Source organism: Halorubrum sp. CSM-61 (assembly GCF_003781945.1).
Lineage (GTDB): Archaea > Halobacteriota > Halobacteria > Halobacteriales > Haloferacaceae > Halorubrum.
The window spans coordinates 294,274-310,367 of the sequence record NZ_RJJW01000001.1 but is presented as its reverse complement, the minus strand read 5'-3'; the positions used below and the strand labels follow the sequence as shown (position 1 = coordinate 310,367).

The window sequence follows — 16,094 nt, the reverse complement described above, 5'->3', positions numbered from 1 at the left end:
GGTATCTGACTGTCAGTCCCCGTCGATCGGCGTCCCGTCCGCCTCCTTCGGTCCCTCGGAGTCGAAGACGACCGCGTCGCTCTCGGCGCGCCCGGCCGCGGTCGGGTCGTAGCCGTCGCGCACGCCGATCGCCTCCTCCAGCTCGCGGACCGCGCGCTCCTTGAGCGACGCGGCCAGCCCCTCGGCGTCCTCGCGGGAGATATCGCGGCCGAGTCCCTCGCACTCGTGGGCGCGGACGACGCCCGCCTCGTCCACCGCCTCGCCCATCGGCTGGTTCGTCCCCTCCAGCGCGACGCTGAACGGATAGGTCCGACAGATGAGCGGGCGGGCGTCGTGGACGGTACAGGCCCCCTGCCCGCCCGTCTCCTCGTAGAAGGTGCAGTCGCCGCAGTCGTCGGTCGCGAGCGCCCACTCGAACGTCTCGCCCGCGGGCTCGCCGTCGTCGCCCTCGGAGAGCCCGAACGGCATCGGGCGGGCGACGTCACGCCAGTCGTACGACTCGCCGAACTCCGCCTCGGCGGCGTCGGCGACCGCGCGGACCTCGTCCGGGAAGACGGTGGCCGTGTGGGGTTCGCGGTCGTCGTCGGTGTCGGGATCGGCCGGGACGTCGCGGTGGTCGCCCTCGCCGCCGTGGCAGCTGGCGGCGTCCGCGTCGTCCTCCCCGTGCCCTTCTCCCGCCGGCGCGCCGCCCGGCTCGTCGGGGGCGTACCCCGTACAGCAGCCGCCACAGCGCGTGCACTCGAAGCCGATCGACTCGATGGCGTCGGCGAGGTCCCCGGGATCGAGGTCGCGGGCGCGTTCGAGCTCGGCTTCGAGCGATTCCATGGGATAGTTTGCGGCGCCGGCGAGTTAACCCCTGCCTTCGACGCTCCCCGTGGCGATAGAGGGATATATATCGCTCTTACCAAGAGCCATGTTCCGCTGCCGGTCAGCATCACGCACATGGCCGCGGAACCACGGGGACGATTTCCGTCGGAGTACGACGCGCTCTCTCTGGCGATCGCGCTGTACGACGCCGAAGACGCGACGATCGAGCGGACGAACGACCGGTTCGAGTCGCTGTTCGGATACGCGACGGACGAGCTGCGAGAGATGCCGCCCGGTCGCTACACCGCCAACACCTATCGGTTCTCGGAGGCGGACTTCGCCGAACGGCTCCGCGACGCGGCGCGCGGCGAGCCCCAGCGATTTCCGTGGCGCATCAAGCGGGCGGACGGCGAGCTGACGTGGGTCCGCGTGTCGCTCTCGACGTGGAGCCGGGGACGAGACGAGCACGTCCTCGCCGAGGTCCGCGACGTCACCGACCACTACGCGGCGAGCCGACGGGAGACGTTGTTCTGGCGAGTGCTCCGCCACAACCTCCGGAACGAGGCGAACAAGCTCGTCGGCTACTCCGGCGAGGTTCTACGGGAAACCGAACGCGATGCCGTTCGCGACGCCGCGGAGAAGGCCCGCTCGACGGCGCTGGATCTGGGGACGGTCGCGACGTCGGTCAAGGAGATCCAGCAGGCCGCCGTGCAGTCCGAGACGTACCGTTCGTACCGACCGGCTGGCGACGCCGTTCGCGACGTCGTCGCGGTCCTCGAACCGACGTATCCCGACGCGGAGTTCGTCGTCGAAGAGCGGCGGCCGATGTGGGTTCACGTCGACGCCGCATTCGACCACGCGCTTCGTCACGCACTCGAGAACGCCGCTCGTCACGCCGACGAGCCGGACCCCACCGTCGAGGTGACGGTTCACCCCTCTCCCAACACCGGTCGCGTCGAGATCCGCGTCGCCGACACGAATCCGTACATCCCGCGGGTCGAGATCGACGCGCTCGACGCGTTCTCCGAACTGACGAGCACGCGTCACGGAACCGGCGTCGGGCTGTTCGTGATGAAGTGGTGTATCGAATCTCTCGGCGGCGAACTGACGTTCGAGCGACGCGAACCGCGCGGCAACCGCGTTCGCTTCTACCTCCCGCCCAGAGACCGGCCGACCGACGCGACGTAGTTCGGACCGAATCCGCGGTCTCACGCGGAGGTCCTGCCGCGGCGAAGGAGCGAAGTGCGACCGCGCCCTACCGGTCGGGCGTGAAGGAGTACGAGCGGAAGGGGCTCTTAGAACGCGTCAACCGCGAGGCGGCGACGGTGGGCGCGGACATCCCCGAGGAGATCGAGATCCAGGGGGAGCCGATCGAACTGCGGTCGTTCGTCTTCGAGATCAAGCGCCGCGACACGGTCCCGCCCGGCGAGCGCGACCGGGTCGAGCGGGCGAAGCGGAACCTCCGGCGCGAGCGCTTAGCGCGGCTCGAACCCATCGAGGAGAACGAGGTGAGCTACGACCGCGGCGAGGAGCTGGCGGCCTCGATCATCGGGATCGACCGGGCGCTCGACGCCCTGGAAGGGCTCGGCGCGCCCGACCCGGAGACGGAGGCGAAACGGCAGGAGGCGGCCGACCAGAAGCGCTGGATGAGCTTCCTGAAGAAGGCGCTCGGTCGGGACGACGCGGGCGGGGCGAGCGGTCGGACGCGGTTCTGACGGGGTGGCACGGGCCGGCTTCAGGCCGGCAGAAACCGGAGTCGGTAGTCGTAGTACCGGTCCTCGTAGCGGACCCGCTCCGAGCCCGACTCGCTCCACCCCGCGTCTTTTCGAATGTTACCGTCGAGGTAGGGTCGCTCGTGAAGCGCTCGGAGGACCTCGGCGTATCCGTCCGAGAAGGGGTGCGACTCCTCGTATCCGTCGTGTCGGGCGGCCTCGATCACCTGTCGGGCGTCGTCGGAGAGGTCGTCGCGGTCGATCCGCGCGCCGACCGTGCGCGCGCGGAGGATCGCTTCCATCCGCTCCGGCGACTCCGCGACCGGCTCGGCGACGGCGCGGTGCACGGGCTCGTGGAACCGCTCGCGGGCGACCTCGACTCGGTAGACGGAGTCCCGGTACGCGACGCGGTCCGGTCCGTCCGCCGCGAGCAGCTCGCTCGCGTCGATCGCGTCCGCGTCGCGGTAGACGTAGCCCCCGCGCTCCACGAGTCCGACCGGCACGCCCCCCGAGTTCCCCCGCGCCCGCGCCGCGAAGTGCGCGCTCTCGACGGCGCGGCGGTCGCCCTCCGGGAGGACGTCTTTCTCGACGGCGTCGACCCCGTCGGCATCGTCGACCTCGAACAGCCGGAGCACGGGCCGGGTCGCTTCCGCCTCGTCGACGACGACGGAACTCAGCCGGTAGTACGTCCCCTCGTGGAGGGCGTACGCCGGGTCGTCGGGCGTGACCGGAAACGGCCTCCGGTACTGGGTGGTGTACTCCTCCCCGTCGCGGGCGGCCGCGAACGCCGCCTCGTCCCATCCCCGACCGGCCTCCGCGGGATCGACGACGGCGCTGTCACGGAGGGAGTCCCCCGCGTCGCTGAGGGCGAGCGCGAGGACCCGGTCGTCGCCGTCGTCGTCCGCGGGGCCGCCCGTCACCGAGCCGTCGAGACAGCCGGCGACCGCGCCCGCCGCCGCGGCGAGACCGCCGGCGAGCACTCGGCGCCTGGAGGGCTTCGAATCGCTCATACCCGTCGTTCGTCGGCCCCGGATAAATGCGTCCGCGTTGCACAAAGAGGCGCTGTCGTCTCTGCGCTCTCAGTTCCCCGTGAAGTCGATCCGCGAGTCCCCGGCGTCGTCGTCGCGGGTCGCGTGGCCGAGTCGGACGAACTCGTAGGCGTCGTCGGCGAGGTACACCGCGTCGCCCTCGACGGTCACGTCGACCGTCTCCAGGACGGCCCCCTCGCAGGGCCCGAAGTTGCAGTAGCCACCGTCGGCCTCGAAGGTGGCGCCGTGCTTCTGGCAGAACACCTCGCCGTCGCGGACGAACGCCCCGTCGTCCTTGTCGAGGCGCACGTCGGTCCAGTGTTGACAGTAGTTGCGGAACGCGCGCACCTCGCCGGCCGCCCGCGTGAGGATCGCCTCGGCCTCGGGCGTCCCGTCTTCGGCCTCGCCAACGTCGCCCTCGCCGGCGTCGACCGCGTCGGCGTCGACCGGTCGCAGCGTCACGAGCAGCGTGCTGTCCTCGGGGACCTCCTCGACGGCGGCGATCCGACGGTCCGCGTCCATACGCGTTCGTGGCCGGCGGCGCGTTTCAAGCTTCTGCGTTCCGCCGGTTCCTCGTCCCCCTCCGACGCCCCCGACTCGTAGCCTTTTTACGCGCGCTGGCGGTAGAGGGAGTCACTATGGCTGAGGACAAGGCACGAAGCACCGGCAGTGCGGGCCGATTCGGCGCTCGCTACGGTCGGGTCTCCCGCAAGCGGGTTCAGGACATCGAAGAGGAGATGCAGAACGCCACCGTCGACGGCGACGACGTCACCCGCAAGGGCACCGGCATCTGGGTGAACGAGGAGACCGGCGAGACGTTCACCGGCGGCGCGTACCGCCCCGAGACGCCCGGCGGTCGCACCGTCCGCCGCTCCATCCGCGCCGCGCTCGCCGACGAGGAGTAAGGCGATGAGCTACAAGTGCTCCCGCTGTAAGCGCGACGTCACCCTCGACGAGTACGGCGGCGTGCGCTGCCCGTACTGCGGCCACCGCGTCCTCTTAAAGGAGCGCGGCGGCGACGTGAAGGAAGTCAACGTCGAGTAACCCCGCGTTCGGATCCCGACCCGTCCCCGTTCGTCACCGTGACTTCCGACCCCGTCACCGCGACCGCCGACCGCGCGCACGAGACGGTCCTCTCGTTCCGCTACCCCTCCGAGCGGCGCGCGCGCCTCGTCGGCGACGCGCTCGACCCCGAGGTCGGCGAGATCGACGACGCCCGCTCCGCCGCCACCGTCTCCCGCGACGGCGACGCGGTCAGGGTCCGCGTCGTCGCCGACGACCTCGTCGCCCTCCGCGCCGGGATCAACAGCTGGTCGCGGCTGATCGAGGTGGCCGAGCGCGTCGGCGAAGCGGGCGGTCGGGAGTAGCGTCGACACGTCGTTTTCACGCCTCTCCGGCGCTGTACGCGTCGAATCGATCGCCGGCGGAGAAGTCGGGGGTTTTTCCGTCCGGGACGCCTCGTTGCGCCCATGCAAGGGAACATGCCGCCCGAGGCACAGGAGAAGATCGAGGAGCTGCAGGAGTTACAGGAGACCGCACAGCAGGTCGCCGAGCAGAAGGAGCAGGCGCAGTCCGCGCTCAACGAGTCCAAGACGGCCCTCGACGCCCTCGAAGACGTCGACGAGGACGCCGGGATGTACCGCGAGATCGGCGAGGTCCTCGTCGAGACGGACTACGAGTCCGCCTACGACGACCTCGAGGACAAGGTCGACTCCCTCGAAGTCCGCGTCGAGCAGCTCGAGAAGCAGGAGGAGCGCGTACAGGAGCAGTTCGACGACCTGCAGGGCGAGCTCCAGCAGATGCTCCAGGGCGGCGCCGGCGGCGGCGGCCCGATGGGTCCGGGCGGTCCGGGCGCGGGCGGCGCGTAAGCGCCGATGTCCGACGGATCGAGCGACGAATCGACCGGCGAGTCGCGTGACGCGGGCAGCGAGGGCGGCGCCGCCGAGCCCACGGACGACGAGGTCGTCCGCACCGCCGCGGAGGCGGCCGAGGGCGTCGTGTTCGCCCACTACGACCAGTCGGCGGTGACCGACCTGGACGTGACGGTCACGTTCGAGGAGGGCGTCCTCGACGTCGACGTCTACCTGAACGCCCCCGACGACCCCGACCCGGACGCCGTCGCCCGCGAGGCGGCCGAGACCGCCGGCGAGGCGGTCGACGAGCTGTTCGAGGCGTAGGGCGGCGCGTCCTTTTTCCGACCGCCACCTTGATCGAGACGGAGAGCGGCACGCACCGGTAGCGCGGTCCGTATCGACGATCTGACTGATCGATAATTATTAATCGTTTTATTGTGTATTGGTACCGTATGTCATCCAGCTACGGCGGTACGTCCGCGTTCGATCGGCTCCGCGCGCGGCTCGACGGGCGGCCGCACGCCTGCGAGGAGTGCGGGTTCGTCGACGAGGAGGGATCGTGGGACGCGGTGACGACGGGCGCGACGGTCGAGTACCGTCGGGAGTGCCCGAGCTGCGGGACCGAGCGCGTTCACCGATACCGGCTCTGACCCCTCGGTCGGCGGAGGTCGGCCGATTCCTCGCTAACCGTTAACACCTATCGGATCGTGGGTCAGACCGACATGTACGACGCGATCCTCTGTCCGACCGACGGGAGCCCCGGGAGCGACGCCGCGATCGAGCAGGCCTGCGGTCTCGCCGCGCTGACCGGCGCGCGGATTCACGCGCTGTTCGTCGTCGACGAGGGGATCGCGGGCGCCGACGAATGGGACCTCGTCGTCGAGCGCGAGGAGGAGCGCGGCGAGCGCGCGCTCGACGCGGTCGCCGAGGCGGCCGCGGAGCGGGACGTGGCGGCCGAGCGCCACCTCCGGCGCGGACGCCCCCACGAGGAGATCCTCGACGCCGCGGCCGACTACGGGGTCGATCTGATCGTGATGGGGACCCACGGCCGCACCGGGATCGGACGCTTCGTCACGGCCGGCTCGGTCGCCGAGCGGGTCGTGCGACACAGCGAGCTCCCGGTGTTGACGGCGCACATCGGAGACTAGGCCTCTTTCCCTACGCGGACTCGCAGATCGCGACGAAGTTCTCGAACACTTCCTCGCCGCGCTCGGTGTGCGCGACCTCGGGGTGCCACTGGACGCCGTACAGCCCCGCGTCGGCGTTCGACATCGCCTCCACGTCGCAGACGTCGGAGGTCGCGGTCCGGACGAACCCCTCGGGGACCTCGACCACCTCGTCCGCGTGGGAGGCCCAGACGCGCGTCTCGGGGGCCAGCGAACCGACGAGCGGGTCCTCGTCGTCGACGATCTCCACGTCGACGTCGGCGTAGCCGCCGTAGTCGCCGCCGCCGACCGCGCCGCCGCGCTCGACCGCGATCAGCTGCATCCCGAGGCAGATGCCGAGCACGGGGACGTCCAGGTCGAGGTAGTCCGGGGCGTTGCCGACGCGGTCCATGTCTGGGCCGCCGGAGAGGACGATGCCGTCGGCGTCGATCTCCGCGGGGGGCGTGTCGGCCGAGACGATCTCGGTGTCGACGCCCACGTCGCGGAGCGCCCGCCGTTCGAGGTGGGTGAACTGGCCGTGGAGGTCGATGACGACGATCCGGGTCATGGCTCCGGTTGGCGGCTCCCGCACAAAAACGGCTCGGAACGGAACGCAGTGTCGTGGTGTTTTTGGCCGCTAAATTCTCCTAACAATGCACGAACTCGGATCGATATGCGGAGAGCGAGCACCGATCAGAGGTCGAGCGGCCCGCTCTTCGTGAACTCTCGGAGCAACACGGTCGCGTACGACCCGCTCGGGAGCGCGAACGCGAACCGCGGGTCCCCGTCGTCGAACGTCACGTCGAGGTCGCTCCGGAGGAGGATCGCCCGGCGGGTGCCCGACGAGTCGAACTCGCCGGGGAGCGCGAAGTCGCCGGGCTCGACCCCGGCGGCGGCGAGGATCTCGCGCTCGATCTCGCCCGGCTCGCCGTCGCCGAGTTCGGTCTCCGTACCGACGAGGGGCGCGGTGACGAACGCCCGCCCGCGCTCGCAGTGGCGCGTGACGACGGAGACGCGGTCCTCGTCGACCCGCTGGAGCCGGTCTGTGTCGGGCGCGTACAGCTCGTCGGGGGCGTCGCCGTCGGCGAAACAGACCACGTCGCCGGCGACGGGGCGGTCGAACGGGAGCCCGCGGCGCAGGCGCTCGCTCACGATCCGGTTGAAGAGGAACGACTGCGCGGCGTTGACGAAGAGCCGCTGGAGGTTCGAGGGGACCGCCTCCAGCGCGTGCCGCCAGTCCTCGCCGTCCGGCGGCGCGTCGGGGGCCACGCCGCGCTCGGCGAGCCGGTGGACCATCGAGCGCTCGAACCGGAGCTTCCCCGGGATCGCGTCGAGGCACGCCTCCCAGTCGCCGTCGGTATCGAACGCGGCGTCGACGCGGTCGCGTGCGGCGCGGGTGTCGTCGGGCTCCGTCTCCGCGGGGTTGCCGGCGTACAGCCGCACCGCCTCGCGGAAGTCCTCGCGGACGACCGCGAGCCCGACGCGGTGGGTGACGGGGCGCCGGCTCCCGAAGCGCTGCTGGCCGAAGTAGTTGGGGACGCCGACGGCGGCCGCGTCGATGCCGTCCGGGCCGCTGACCGTCGCCTTTCCCCCGTCGCCTCCGAACGCCCGCAGGTCGCTCACCGCGTCGGCGACGCGCTCGGGGGCTTCCGGGACCGTCTCGGCGACTCGGATCTCGAAGGCGTTGCCCGCGAGGTCCCCGAACGAGAGCCCGCGACCCGCCCGGCCGAGGGGCTCGATCTCGGCGCCGCGGATCTCGGGGAGGTCGTCGGGGTCGACCTCGCGGAGCGTGAACAGCTGCGTGGTGACGGCGCGCTTGTCCTTCGTCCCCGCCCACGAGACGCGCTCGCGGCTAATCTGTAGCGCGTCGGAGATCCGCCGCGCGAAGTCGTTCGTGTCCCAGTCGCGGAGCGTGACGCGGACGACGAGCTCGGGGTAGCTTCCCGGGTCCGCGCCGAGCGGCTCCGGCTCGAACGCCTCCAGCTCGCGGACGCGGAAGTCCTCGGGCGACTCGCGGAGCCGACCGCCGATCCCGTCGGCGTCGCTGACGTAGTGGTCGATGCCCGCGGCGCGCTCGGCCGGGTGCGCCTCGCGGAGGGGGGTCGAGGGCGGCATCTAGTACAACGAGAGGTCGCCGGTCACGCGGTCGACGGTGTCGTCGCGGGCGGGCCCCACGGCGAGCGCGGTGACGGTCCCCGGCTCCAGCTGGGTGTGGCCCGCGTCGCGGACGATCGCGTACGGGATCCCCTCCTTGTCGGCCTTGTCGGCCAGCTCGAACAGCTGGCTCTCGGAGTCGCCCTTGAGGACCACCTTCTTCTGTCCCTCGCCCTGCCACTTCTTGCGGGCGCGCCGTCCCGCGTCCTGGTACGCCGACAGCGACGCGTGCGCGACCTGCGCGGCGAGCTTCCCCTCGCCCATCCCGATGTCGGTGCGGGCGACGATGGCCTGTTTCATACCCCGACACACCGCCGCCGCGGGTTTAGCGCTTGTCTCTCGGGCGTCGTCGACCGCCCATCGCCGCGCTCGACCGCCGCGCTCGACCGCTGCGGGAGACGCCGAGGCGGACGATTCCCACGCGACGGGGTCGACCGCGGTATTGAAACGACCGGAGCCCTCAGGTCGGGTATGCATCGCAGACGGTTCCTCCGACGGGTCGGCGCGGCCGGGGGCGTCGCGGCGACGACCGCCCTCGCCGGCTGTTCGGCCGTCGACGGCGACCCCGGCTACGACGTGGGGATGGTCGCGGACGCGTTCCGACCCGCAGAGCTGACCGTCTCCGTCGGCGACGCCGTGGTCTGGGAGAACACGAGTTCGCGAACACACACCGTCACGGCCTACGAGGGCGGCATTCCCGATGCGGCCGACTACTTCGCCTCCGGCGGCTTCGACGACGAGCGGACCGCCCGGACCGCGTGGCACGACGAGTTCGGCGGCGCCTTGGAGAGCGGCGATCGATTCTCGCACACCTTCGAGGTGGCCGGGCGCTACGACTACGTCTGTATCCCGCACGAGACCGGCGGGATGTATGCGACCGTGTTCGTGGAGGAGTGACGTGCGAGACCCCCGACCCGTCTCCCCCGCCTTCCGGTCGACGAAACCCATTAGCGCGCGCGACACCAACTCGCGGTAACTGACACGAATGACCATCTCGACGCTCCTCGGGACCGACGTCCTGCTGTTCCTCGCCATCGGGCTGCTCGGCGGCGCCCACTGCATCGGGATGTGCGGCCCGCTCGTCACGGTGTACGCCGGCCGGATGCGGTCGGGGAGCGAGCGCGCCGACGGCGGGAGCGCCGCGACCGAACGGACCCGCAACTCCGGAACCGGTCGAACCGCCGACCGGCGCGGGAGCCACCTCACGACCTACGAGGTCCGCCAGCACGCGCTGTTCAACCTCGGGCGCGCCGCGAGCTACGCGACCATCGGCGCGGCGCTCGGCGCGCTGGGCGGGTTCGTCCTCGTCACGACCGCGACGCTGACCGGCGCGGCGGAGGCGGTCCGCGGCGTCGTCGGCCTCGCCGTCGGCGCGGCCGTGATCCTCGTCGGGATCCGGTACGCCCTCGGCGGCGCGACCGGCGGGGTCCACCTCCCCGGCCTCGACCGGGTCACCGGTTGGCTCACGGGCCACGTCGACCGGCTCGCCAACGGTCCCGGGATCGTCGGGCTCGGCGCGGTCCACGGGCTGCTCCCGTGTCCGATCCTCTACCCGGCGTACCTCTACGCGTTCGCCAGCGGCTCCGCCGTCAGCGGCGGGGTCGCGCTGGGCGCGCTCGGCGTCGGCACGATGCCCGCCGTCTTCCTGTACGGGACCGTCATCGAGAGCGTGGACGCGGTCCACCGTCGCCGGGTCCACCGCCTGCTCGGCGTCGCCTTCGTGGCGCTCGGCTACGTCCTGTTCGCGCACGGGCTGATGGCGGTCGGGGTCCACGTGCCGCACCCGAGCCTCCCCTTCTGGAACCCGATCGACGCCGCGGCCGCGGGGGGCCACTAGCCCATGAGCGCGCCCGACTGCACGCTCTGTGAGCTCCCGACCGAGGGCGTCGACGTGGCCGACGACGAGGGCAACGCGTTCTGCTGTACCGGCTGCCGGGACGTGTACGAGACGCTCGGCGACGTCGACGTCGACGCGGAGGCGGTGCGAGAACGGCGGCAGGAGGAGGGGAACGAGGCCGACACGAGCGGATCCGACACCGAGGTCCCGGCCGACCACGAGGCTACCTTCCTCGAGGTCGACGGGATGCACTGCGCCACCTGCGAGGCGTTCATCGAGACGGTCGCGACCGACACAGAGGGCGTCAGCGCCGCCAGCGCGAGCTACGTCACGGACACGGTGCGGATCGACCACGACCCCGACGCGGTCTCAGTCGAGGACCTCTCGGAGGCGGTGAGCGGGCTCGGCTACAGCGCGTACGACCGCGACGACGCCTTCTCGCGCCGGCAGGCGGACAACATGGCGACGGCGCGGCTCGCGGCCGGCGTGCTCGTCGGGATGGCGGTCATGCTCCAGTACATCGTCATCATCTACCCGACGTACTTCGCGTTCCCCTTCTACAACGAGCGCACCCTGGAGTATCTCAACCAGGCGATGGCCTCCACCTCGGGGACGTACTTCTTCATCGTGATCGCCGTGTTGACGACGGTGGTCCTGTTCGTCACCGGGAAGCCGATACTCAGAGGGGCGTACGTCAGCGCGAGGACGCGGTCGCCGAACATGGACCTGCTCGTCGCGATCGCGGCGCTCAGCGCGTACGTCTACAGCACGCTCGCCGTGATCTTCGTCGAGTCGCCGTCCATCTACTACGACGTGACGGTCGCGATCATCGTGATCGTCACCGTCGGCAACCACTACGAGGACTCGATCAAGAAGCGCTCGACCGAGCTCCTCTCCGATCTCACCGCGGTGCAGGTCGACAGCGCCCGGCGGCTGGTCGGTGAGGGGGACGTCGACGGCGCCGGGGCAAACGCAAGCGAGACCGAGGAGGTCGCCATCGACGACCTCGCGCCCGGCGACCGCCTGCTCGTGCGCGTCGGCGAGCGGATCCCGGTCGACGGCGAGGCGGTCGCGGGCGACGCCGCCGTCGACGAGTCGGTCGTCACGGGCGAGTCGATGCCGGTCCGGAAGACGCCCGGCGACGCCGCGATCGGCGGCTCCGTGGTCGCGGACGGCTCGCTGACGGTCGAAGTCGGCCCGGACGCGACCTCGAGCCTCGACCGCGTTGCCGAGCTCGTCTGGGACCTCCAGAGCGGGAACCACGGGGTCCAGAAGCTCGCCGACCGGCTGGCGACGATATTCGTCCCGGTCGTGCTCGCGGTCGCGCTCCTCGCCTCCGGCGCGAACCTCGCGCTCGGAAACGGGGTCACGGAGGCGATGCTCGTCGGGCTCACGGTGCTCATCGTCTCGTGCCCGTGCGCGCTCGGGCTCGCGACCCCGCTGGCGGTCGCCGCCGGGATCCGCGACGCATTGGAGCGGTCCATCGTGATCTTCGACGACACCGTCTTCGAGCGCCTCCGCGGCGCCGACACCGTCGTCTTCGACAAGACGGGGACGCTCACCACCGGCGAGATGCGGGTGGTCTCCGCCGACGTCGACGACGACCTGCTCCGGCTCGCCGCCGCGATCGAGGAGCGCTCGGCGCACCCGGTGGGGCAGGCCATCGCCGCGGCGCGCGCGGGCGACGGCGCCCCGAGAGCCCCCGAATCCGCGTCGGACTCCGGCGCCGGGTCGCCGGCGGTCGCCGACGGCGGGGAGGTGAAGGCGGCGGACGCCGACGACGCGGGCGACGCGCTCGCCGTCACCGACTTCGAGAGCCACGCCCGCGGGGTCTCCGGCGTCGTCGACGGCGTCGAGGTCGTCGTCGGCCATCCGGACCTGTTCGACGAGCGGGGATGGACGGTCCCCGACGGGATCCGCGAGGCGGTCTCTGCGGCCCGCGACGTGGGACGCGTTCCGGTCGCGGTCGGCCGAGACGGCGCCGCGGAGGGGGTCGTCGTGGTGGGAGACGAGCTGCGCGAGGGGTGGGAGGAGACCGTGACGGAGCTCGCCGACTCGGGCGTCGAGGTGGTCGTGCTGACGGGCGACGACGAGCGCGCGGCGACCGTCTTCGGCGAGCACGACGCGATCTCGTCGGTGTTCGCGGGCGTCCCGCCCGAGGGGAAAGCCGAGACGGTCGAGCGGCTGAAGGCGCGCGGGCGGACCGTGATGGTCGGCGACGGGACCAACGACGCGCCCGCGCTCGCCGCCGCCGACCTCGGCGTCGCGCTCGGCGGGGGGACCGCGATGGCGGCCGACGCGGCCGACGTGGCGATCGTCGACGACGACCTCGGCTCCGTGGCGACGGTCTTCGAGCTCTCGCGTGCCGCGGGCCGGCGCGTGAAGGGGAACATCGGCTGGGCGTTCTGTTACAACGCGGTCGCCATCCCGCTCGCGGTGACCGGCCTCCTGAATCCGCTGTTCGCCGCGATCGCGATGGGCGCCTCCAGCCTCCTCGTCGTGGCGAACTCCTCGCGGGCGCTGCTGGACGACTGACCGGCGGGCGCTCGGGCTCGTTCCTCTCTCCCTCCTCCTCCACCCCCTCCTCACCTCTCCCGCGGCGGCTTCGACCGCCGGGACCGCAAGCGACTTTCCCCTCACGCGACTACGTTCGCGTATGTCACAGGAACCGCAGTCCTTCGACGTACCGACCAGCGACGGGATGCCGGTGCTCGGGCTCGGGACGTGGGAGAACGACGACCCCGCGCAGTGTACGGAGTCCGTCAAAACGGCGTTGGAGGCGGGCTACCGCCACGTCGACACGGCCCAGATCTACGGCAACGAGGCCGCCGTGGGCGAGGGGATCGCCGCCGCGGACGTGGACCGCGACGACGTGTTCCTCGCGACGAAGGTGTGGATCGACAACCTCGCGCCCGAGGACGTGGCCGCGTCGACCCGCGAGAGCCTCCAGAAGCTCGACACCGAGTACGCCGACCTGCTGTACGTCCACTGGCCGGCCGGCGAGTACGACCCCGGGGAGACGCTGCCCGCGTTCGCGGAGCTCCGCGACGACGGTCTGATCGACCGGATCGGCGTCTCGAACTTCGAGCCGGAGCACCTCGACGCCGCGACCGACGTTCTCGGCGAGGCGCCGTTCGCGAACCAGGTGGAGTGTCACCCGCTGCTCCGGCAGGAGGAGCTCCGCGAGTACGCCGACGCCAACGGCGTCGAACTCGTCGGCTACTCCCCGCTCGCCCGCGGGAAGATCCTCGACGATCCGACGATCGGAGAGATCGCCGAGAAACACGGCGTCAGCGCGGCGCAGGTGAGCCTCGCGTGGCTCCGCGAGAAAGGGGTCACCGCCATCCCGAAGGCGACCGGCGAGGACCACATCGCCGACAACTGGGCGAGCCTCGGGCTCGAACTGGACGACGAGGACATCCAACAAATCGACGACCTCGGCCGGACCGACCGCCAACTGAACCCGGACTTCGGCCCCGACTGGTAGGCGGGCGACGAGTTTCTTTTAAAAGCGAGTCGGCTCTTCGTCTCAGACGTGCTCCGCGAGGAAGTCGACGACCGCGCGGTACGCCTCGATGCGGTTCTCCAGCTTCGCGAAGCCGTGTCCCTCGTCGTCGAAGATCAGCTTCCGTACGGGGACGCCCTGCTCGCGCGCCTCTTCGACGATCTGCTCGGCCTCGCCCACCGGGACCCGCGGGTCGTTCGCGCCGTGGAGGACGAACAGCGGCGACTCGATCGCCTCGATGTTGTTGATCGGCGAGATCGACTCGAGGAACTCCCGGTCCTCGTCGAGCGACCCGTACTCCGCCTCCCGGAGCTCGCGGCGCCAGTCGCCGGTGTTCTCTAAGAACGTCACGAAGTTCGCGATGCCGACCACGTCGACGCCGGCGGCCCACAGCTCGGGGTACTCGGTCAGCGCCGCGAGCACCATGAACCCGCCGTAGGAGCCGCCCATCGCGACGACGCGGTCGGGGTCGACCTCGGGGTGGTCGTGGAGCCACTCCACGCCGGCCCGGATGTCCGCGACCGAGTCCATCCGCTTTTCGACGTCGTCGAGCGCGGAGTACGCCTTCCCGTACCCCGAGGAGCCGCGGACGTTCGGCTCGAACACGGCGTAACCGTTGTTCAGCAGGTACTGCTTGACCGAGGCGAAGGAGGGCCGGCGCTGCGACTCGGGGCCGCCGTGGATGTCGACGACCACCGGGTAGCCCTCCTCGGGTGATTTCGCCGCCGGAACCGAGAAGAACGCCGGGATCTCCCGGCCGTCGAACGTCGGGTAGTGGACCAGCTCCGGCTCGACGAACGTCTCCGGCGGGATGCCGGCGGTCGAGGCGGCGGTCCAGCGCTCCGTCTCGCCGGTCGTCGCGTCGACGACGTACGCGTTCGCGTTGTGGGTGCTGCCGGTCGCGGTGATCGCGAAGCGGTTCCCGTCCGGGCCGAAGCTCACGCCGCCGGCGACGCCCCTCGGGAGGTCGGGGGTCGGGAACGGGTCGATCCGGTCGGCCTCGACCAGCTCGCCGACCGTGATCTCGGTGTAGCCGTCGACGTTACGCGAGTAGACCACGCGGCGGGACTCCTCGTGGACCGCGACGCCGTCCACGTTCCAGCCGTCGTCGCCGCCGGGCTTCACGGGGGAGGCGTCGCCTCGCTTTGCCTCCCCGTCTTCCTCGTCCGCGCCCGCACCGCTCTCGCGCCCCGGGCCCTCCCCCGACGCGACGACCGAGAACTCGTCGGTGGCGAGGTCGAGTCGCTCCAAGCGCAGCGTGTCGCTGTCGCGGTCGGTGACGAGGTAGAGCCCCTCGCCGTCGGGCCCCCACTCCGGGCTGCCGTAGCGGACGTCCCCCTCGTGGGGCGTGTGGTGGGTCAGGCCGCCGGAGTCGAGATCGAGGGTATACACGTCGTGGTCGAACGAGGAGTGCGCCTCGTGGACGATCAGCCGGTCGTCGCTCGGCGACCAGCCGGCGACGGAGAGCCAGCCGTCGCCCTCGTACACCAGCTCGGCGTCGTCGCCGGTCGCGTCCCGGTCTTGGACGTACACGTCGAAGACGGCCTCGTCGCGGCGGTTCGAGGCGAACGCGAAGCGGTCGCCCTCGCCGTCCCAGCCGCCCCACCGGTGTTTCGCCTCCGGGCGGTCGGTGAGGTCGGTGATCTCGCCCGACTCGTAGTTGAGCAGGTACAGCTGGGCGCGCTCGTTGCCGCCCTCGTCCATGCCGAAGACGGCCTCCGCGCGCTGCGGTGAGGAGTCGACGAAGGAGACCGACTCCTCGAAGAACGTGTGCTGTTCGGGCCACCCGAGGGGTTCGTCGAGCGACCACACCTGTCCGGTGCCGGTCGTGTTCAACAGGAAGGAGAGCCGCCCGTTGGGGCCCAGATCCGCCCCGCCGGCGTTCCGCACGTTGAGGTATCGCTCGATGTCGTACTGGTGCATGGGGTCCGGTTCACCGCGCGGTGTGAAACCGTTTCGGGTGGGGGAACGGGTCGCACGGCCGCGATCCGCGCGCTCGGCCGTGGCGGCCTGCCGTCGGCCCGCCGTCGCCCGCCGGATGCCGTGTCTTTTT

The 16,094-nt window shown here is 71.3% G+C and carries 20 protein-coding genes; 13 read left to right on the top strand and 7 right to left on the bottom strand.

The genetic code is table 11. The features are described from left to right. Nucleotides 1-12: 12 nt before the first annotated feature. The gene (locus EDM04_RS01630) at nt 13-825 is read right to left on the bottom strand and encodes a YkgJ family cysteine cluster protein (RefSeq protein ID WP_123619428.1); all 813 of its coding nucleotides are present in this window, start codon (nt 823-825) and stop codon (nt 13-15) included. 117 nt (nt 826-942) lie between these two features. Between EDM04_RS01630 and EDM04_RS01625 the strand changes: the two genes are divergently transcribed. After that, nucleotides 943-1,995, top strand: a complete 1,053-nt coding sequence (locus EDM04_RS01625) for an ATP-binding protein (protein ID WP_123619427.1) — start codon at nt 943-945, stop codon at nt 1,993-1,995. 80 nt (nt 1,996-2,075) lie between these two features. Next, nucleotides 2,076-2,522, top strand: a complete 447-nt coding sequence (locus tag EDM04_RS01620; protein WP_123619426.1) for a DUF5788 family protein — start codon at nt 2,076-2,078, stop codon at nt 2,520-2,522. 20 nt (nt 2,523-2,542) lie between these two features. On the opposite strand, the gene EDM04_RS01615 is transcribed toward EDM04_RS01620, so the two are convergent. Together EDM04_RS01615 and EDM04_RS01610 are read right to left on the bottom strand one after the other, a co-directional pair. Next, nucleotides 2,543-3,529, bottom strand: coding sequence for a hypothetical protein (locus tag EDM04_RS01615; protein ID WP_123619425.1), 987 nt, complete (start codon nt 3,527-3,529; stop codon nt 2,543-2,545). Between the two features lie 69 nt (nt 3,530-3,598). Then, the gene (locus EDM04_RS01610; RefSeq protein ID WP_123619424.1) at nt 3,599-4,069 is read right to left on the bottom strand and encodes a Rieske 2Fe-2S domain-containing protein; all 471 of its coding nucleotides are present in this window, start codon (nt 4,067-4,069) and stop codon (nt 3,599-3,601) included. 116 nt (nt 4,070-4,185) lie between these two features. Here EDM04_RS01610 and EDM04_RS01605 point away from each other — a divergent pair, with 116 nt between their 5' ends. The 7 genes from EDM04_RS01605 (at nt 4,186) to EDM04_RS01575 (ending at nt 6,548) form a co-directional block, all read left to right on the top strand. Next, nucleotides 4,186-4,452: a hypothetical protein gene (locus tag EDM04_RS01605; RefSeq protein ID WP_008004716.1), complete on the top strand. Its 267-nt coding sequence runs from the start codon at nt 4,186-4,188 to the stop codon at nt 4,450-4,452. 4 nt (nt 4,453-4,456) lie between these two features. Next, nucleotides 4,457-4,591, top strand: coding sequence for a DNA-directed RNA polymerase subunit P (locus tag EDM04_RS01600; RefSeq protein ID WP_004049526.1), 135 nt, complete (start codon nt 4,457-4,459; stop codon nt 4,589-4,591). Nucleotides 4,592-4,629: 38 nt separating this feature from the next. Beyond that, nucleotides 4,630-4,914, top strand: coding sequence for a KEOPS complex subunit Pcc1 (locus EDM04_RS01595; protein WP_123619423.1), 285 nt, complete (start codon nt 4,630-4,632; stop codon nt 4,912-4,914). 114 nt (nt 4,915-5,028) lie between these two features. After that, nucleotides 5,029-5,415 (top strand): prefoldin subunit beta, encoded by a 387-nt coding sequence (locus tag EDM04_RS01590; RefSeq protein WP_049909380.1) that lies wholly within the window; start codon nt 5,029-5,031, stop codon nt 5,413-5,415. A gap of 6 nt (nt 5,416-5,421) precedes the next feature. Beyond that, entirely contained in the window at nt 5,422-5,724 is a 303-nt protein-coding gene (locus EDM04_RS01585) for a DUF3194 domain-containing protein (protein WP_123619422.1), read from the top strand. A 128-nt stretch (nt 5,725-5,852) separates the two neighbouring features. Next, nucleotides 5,853-6,050 (top strand): HVO_0649 family zinc finger protein, encoded by a 198-nt coding sequence (locus tag EDM04_RS01580; protein ID WP_123619421.1) that lies wholly within the window; start codon nt 5,853-5,855, stop codon nt 6,048-6,050. Between the two features lie 72 nt (nt 6,051-6,122). Continuing rightward, nucleotides 6,123-6,548 (top strand): universal stress protein, encoded by a 426-nt coding sequence (locus EDM04_RS01575; protein WP_123619420.1) that lies wholly within the window; start codon nt 6,123-6,125, stop codon nt 6,546-6,548. 10 nt (nt 6,549-6,558) lie between these two features. On the opposite strand, the gene EDM04_RS01570 is transcribed toward EDM04_RS01575, so the two are convergent. The 3 genes from EDM04_RS01570 to pth2 all read right to left on the bottom strand — a co-directional run bounded on the left by EDM04_RS01570 (nt 6,559) and on the right by pth2 (nt 8,999). Beyond that, entirely contained in the window at nt 6,559-7,113 is a 555-nt protein-coding gene (locus EDM04_RS01570; protein ID WP_123619419.1) for a GMP synthase subunit A, read from the bottom strand. 125 nt (nt 7,114-7,238) lie between these two features. Further along, complete coding sequence (truD, locus tag EDM04_RS01565) at nt 7,239-8,660, bottom strand: tRNA pseudouridine(13) synthase TruD (RefSeq protein ID WP_123619418.1); 1,422 nt, start codon at nt 8,658-8,660, stop codon at nt 7,239-7,241. Then, nucleotides 8,661-8,999: a peptidyl-tRNA hydrolase Pth2 gene (gene pth2 / locus EDM04_RS01560; protein ID WP_095636301.1), complete on the bottom strand. Its 339-nt coding sequence runs from the start codon at nt 8,997-8,999 to the stop codon at nt 8,661-8,663. Between the two features lie 171 nt (nt 9,000-9,170). Here pth2 and EDM04_RS01555 point away from each other — a divergent pair, with 171 nt between their 5' ends. The 4 genes from EDM04_RS01555 to EDM04_RS01540 all read left to right on the top strand — a co-directional run bounded on the left by EDM04_RS01555 (nt 9,171) and on the right by EDM04_RS01540 (nt 14,023). Further along, nucleotides 9,171-9,596 (top strand): plastocyanin/azurin family copper-binding protein, encoded by a 426-nt coding sequence (locus EDM04_RS01555; protein WP_123619417.1) that lies wholly within the window; start codon nt 9,171-9,173, stop codon nt 9,594-9,596. An 88-nt stretch (nt 9,597-9,684) separates the two neighbouring features. Beyond that, nucleotides 9,685-10,536 carry a sulfite exporter TauE/SafE family protein gene (locus EDM04_RS01550; RefSeq protein ID WP_123619416.1) on the top strand — a complete coding sequence of 284 codons (852 nt, stop codon included), beginning with the start codon at nt 9,685-9,687 and terminating at the stop codon, nt 10,534-10,536. A gap of 3 nt (nt 10,537-10,539) precedes the next feature. Continuing rightward, nucleotides 10,540-13,071, top strand: coding sequence for a cation-translocating P-type ATPase (locus EDM04_RS01545; RefSeq protein ID WP_123619415.1), 2,532 nt, complete (start codon nt 10,540-10,542; stop codon nt 13,069-13,071). 166 nt (nt 13,072-13,237) lie between these two features. Then, a complete protein-coding gene (locus EDM04_RS01540; RefSeq protein ID WP_123619706.1) occupies nt 13,238-14,023 on the top strand; it encodes an aldo/keto reductase in 786 nt (261 codons plus the stop codon). 42 nt (nt 14,024-14,065) lie between these two features. Here the strand turns inward: EDM04_RS01540 and EDM04_RS01535 are convergent, their stop codons facing one another. Next, complete coding sequence (locus EDM04_RS01535) at nt 14,066-15,964, bottom strand: S9 family peptidase (protein WP_123619414.1); 1,899 nt, start codon at nt 15,962-15,964, stop codon at nt 14,066-14,068. Nucleotides 15,965-16,094: the final 130 nt, after the last annotated feature.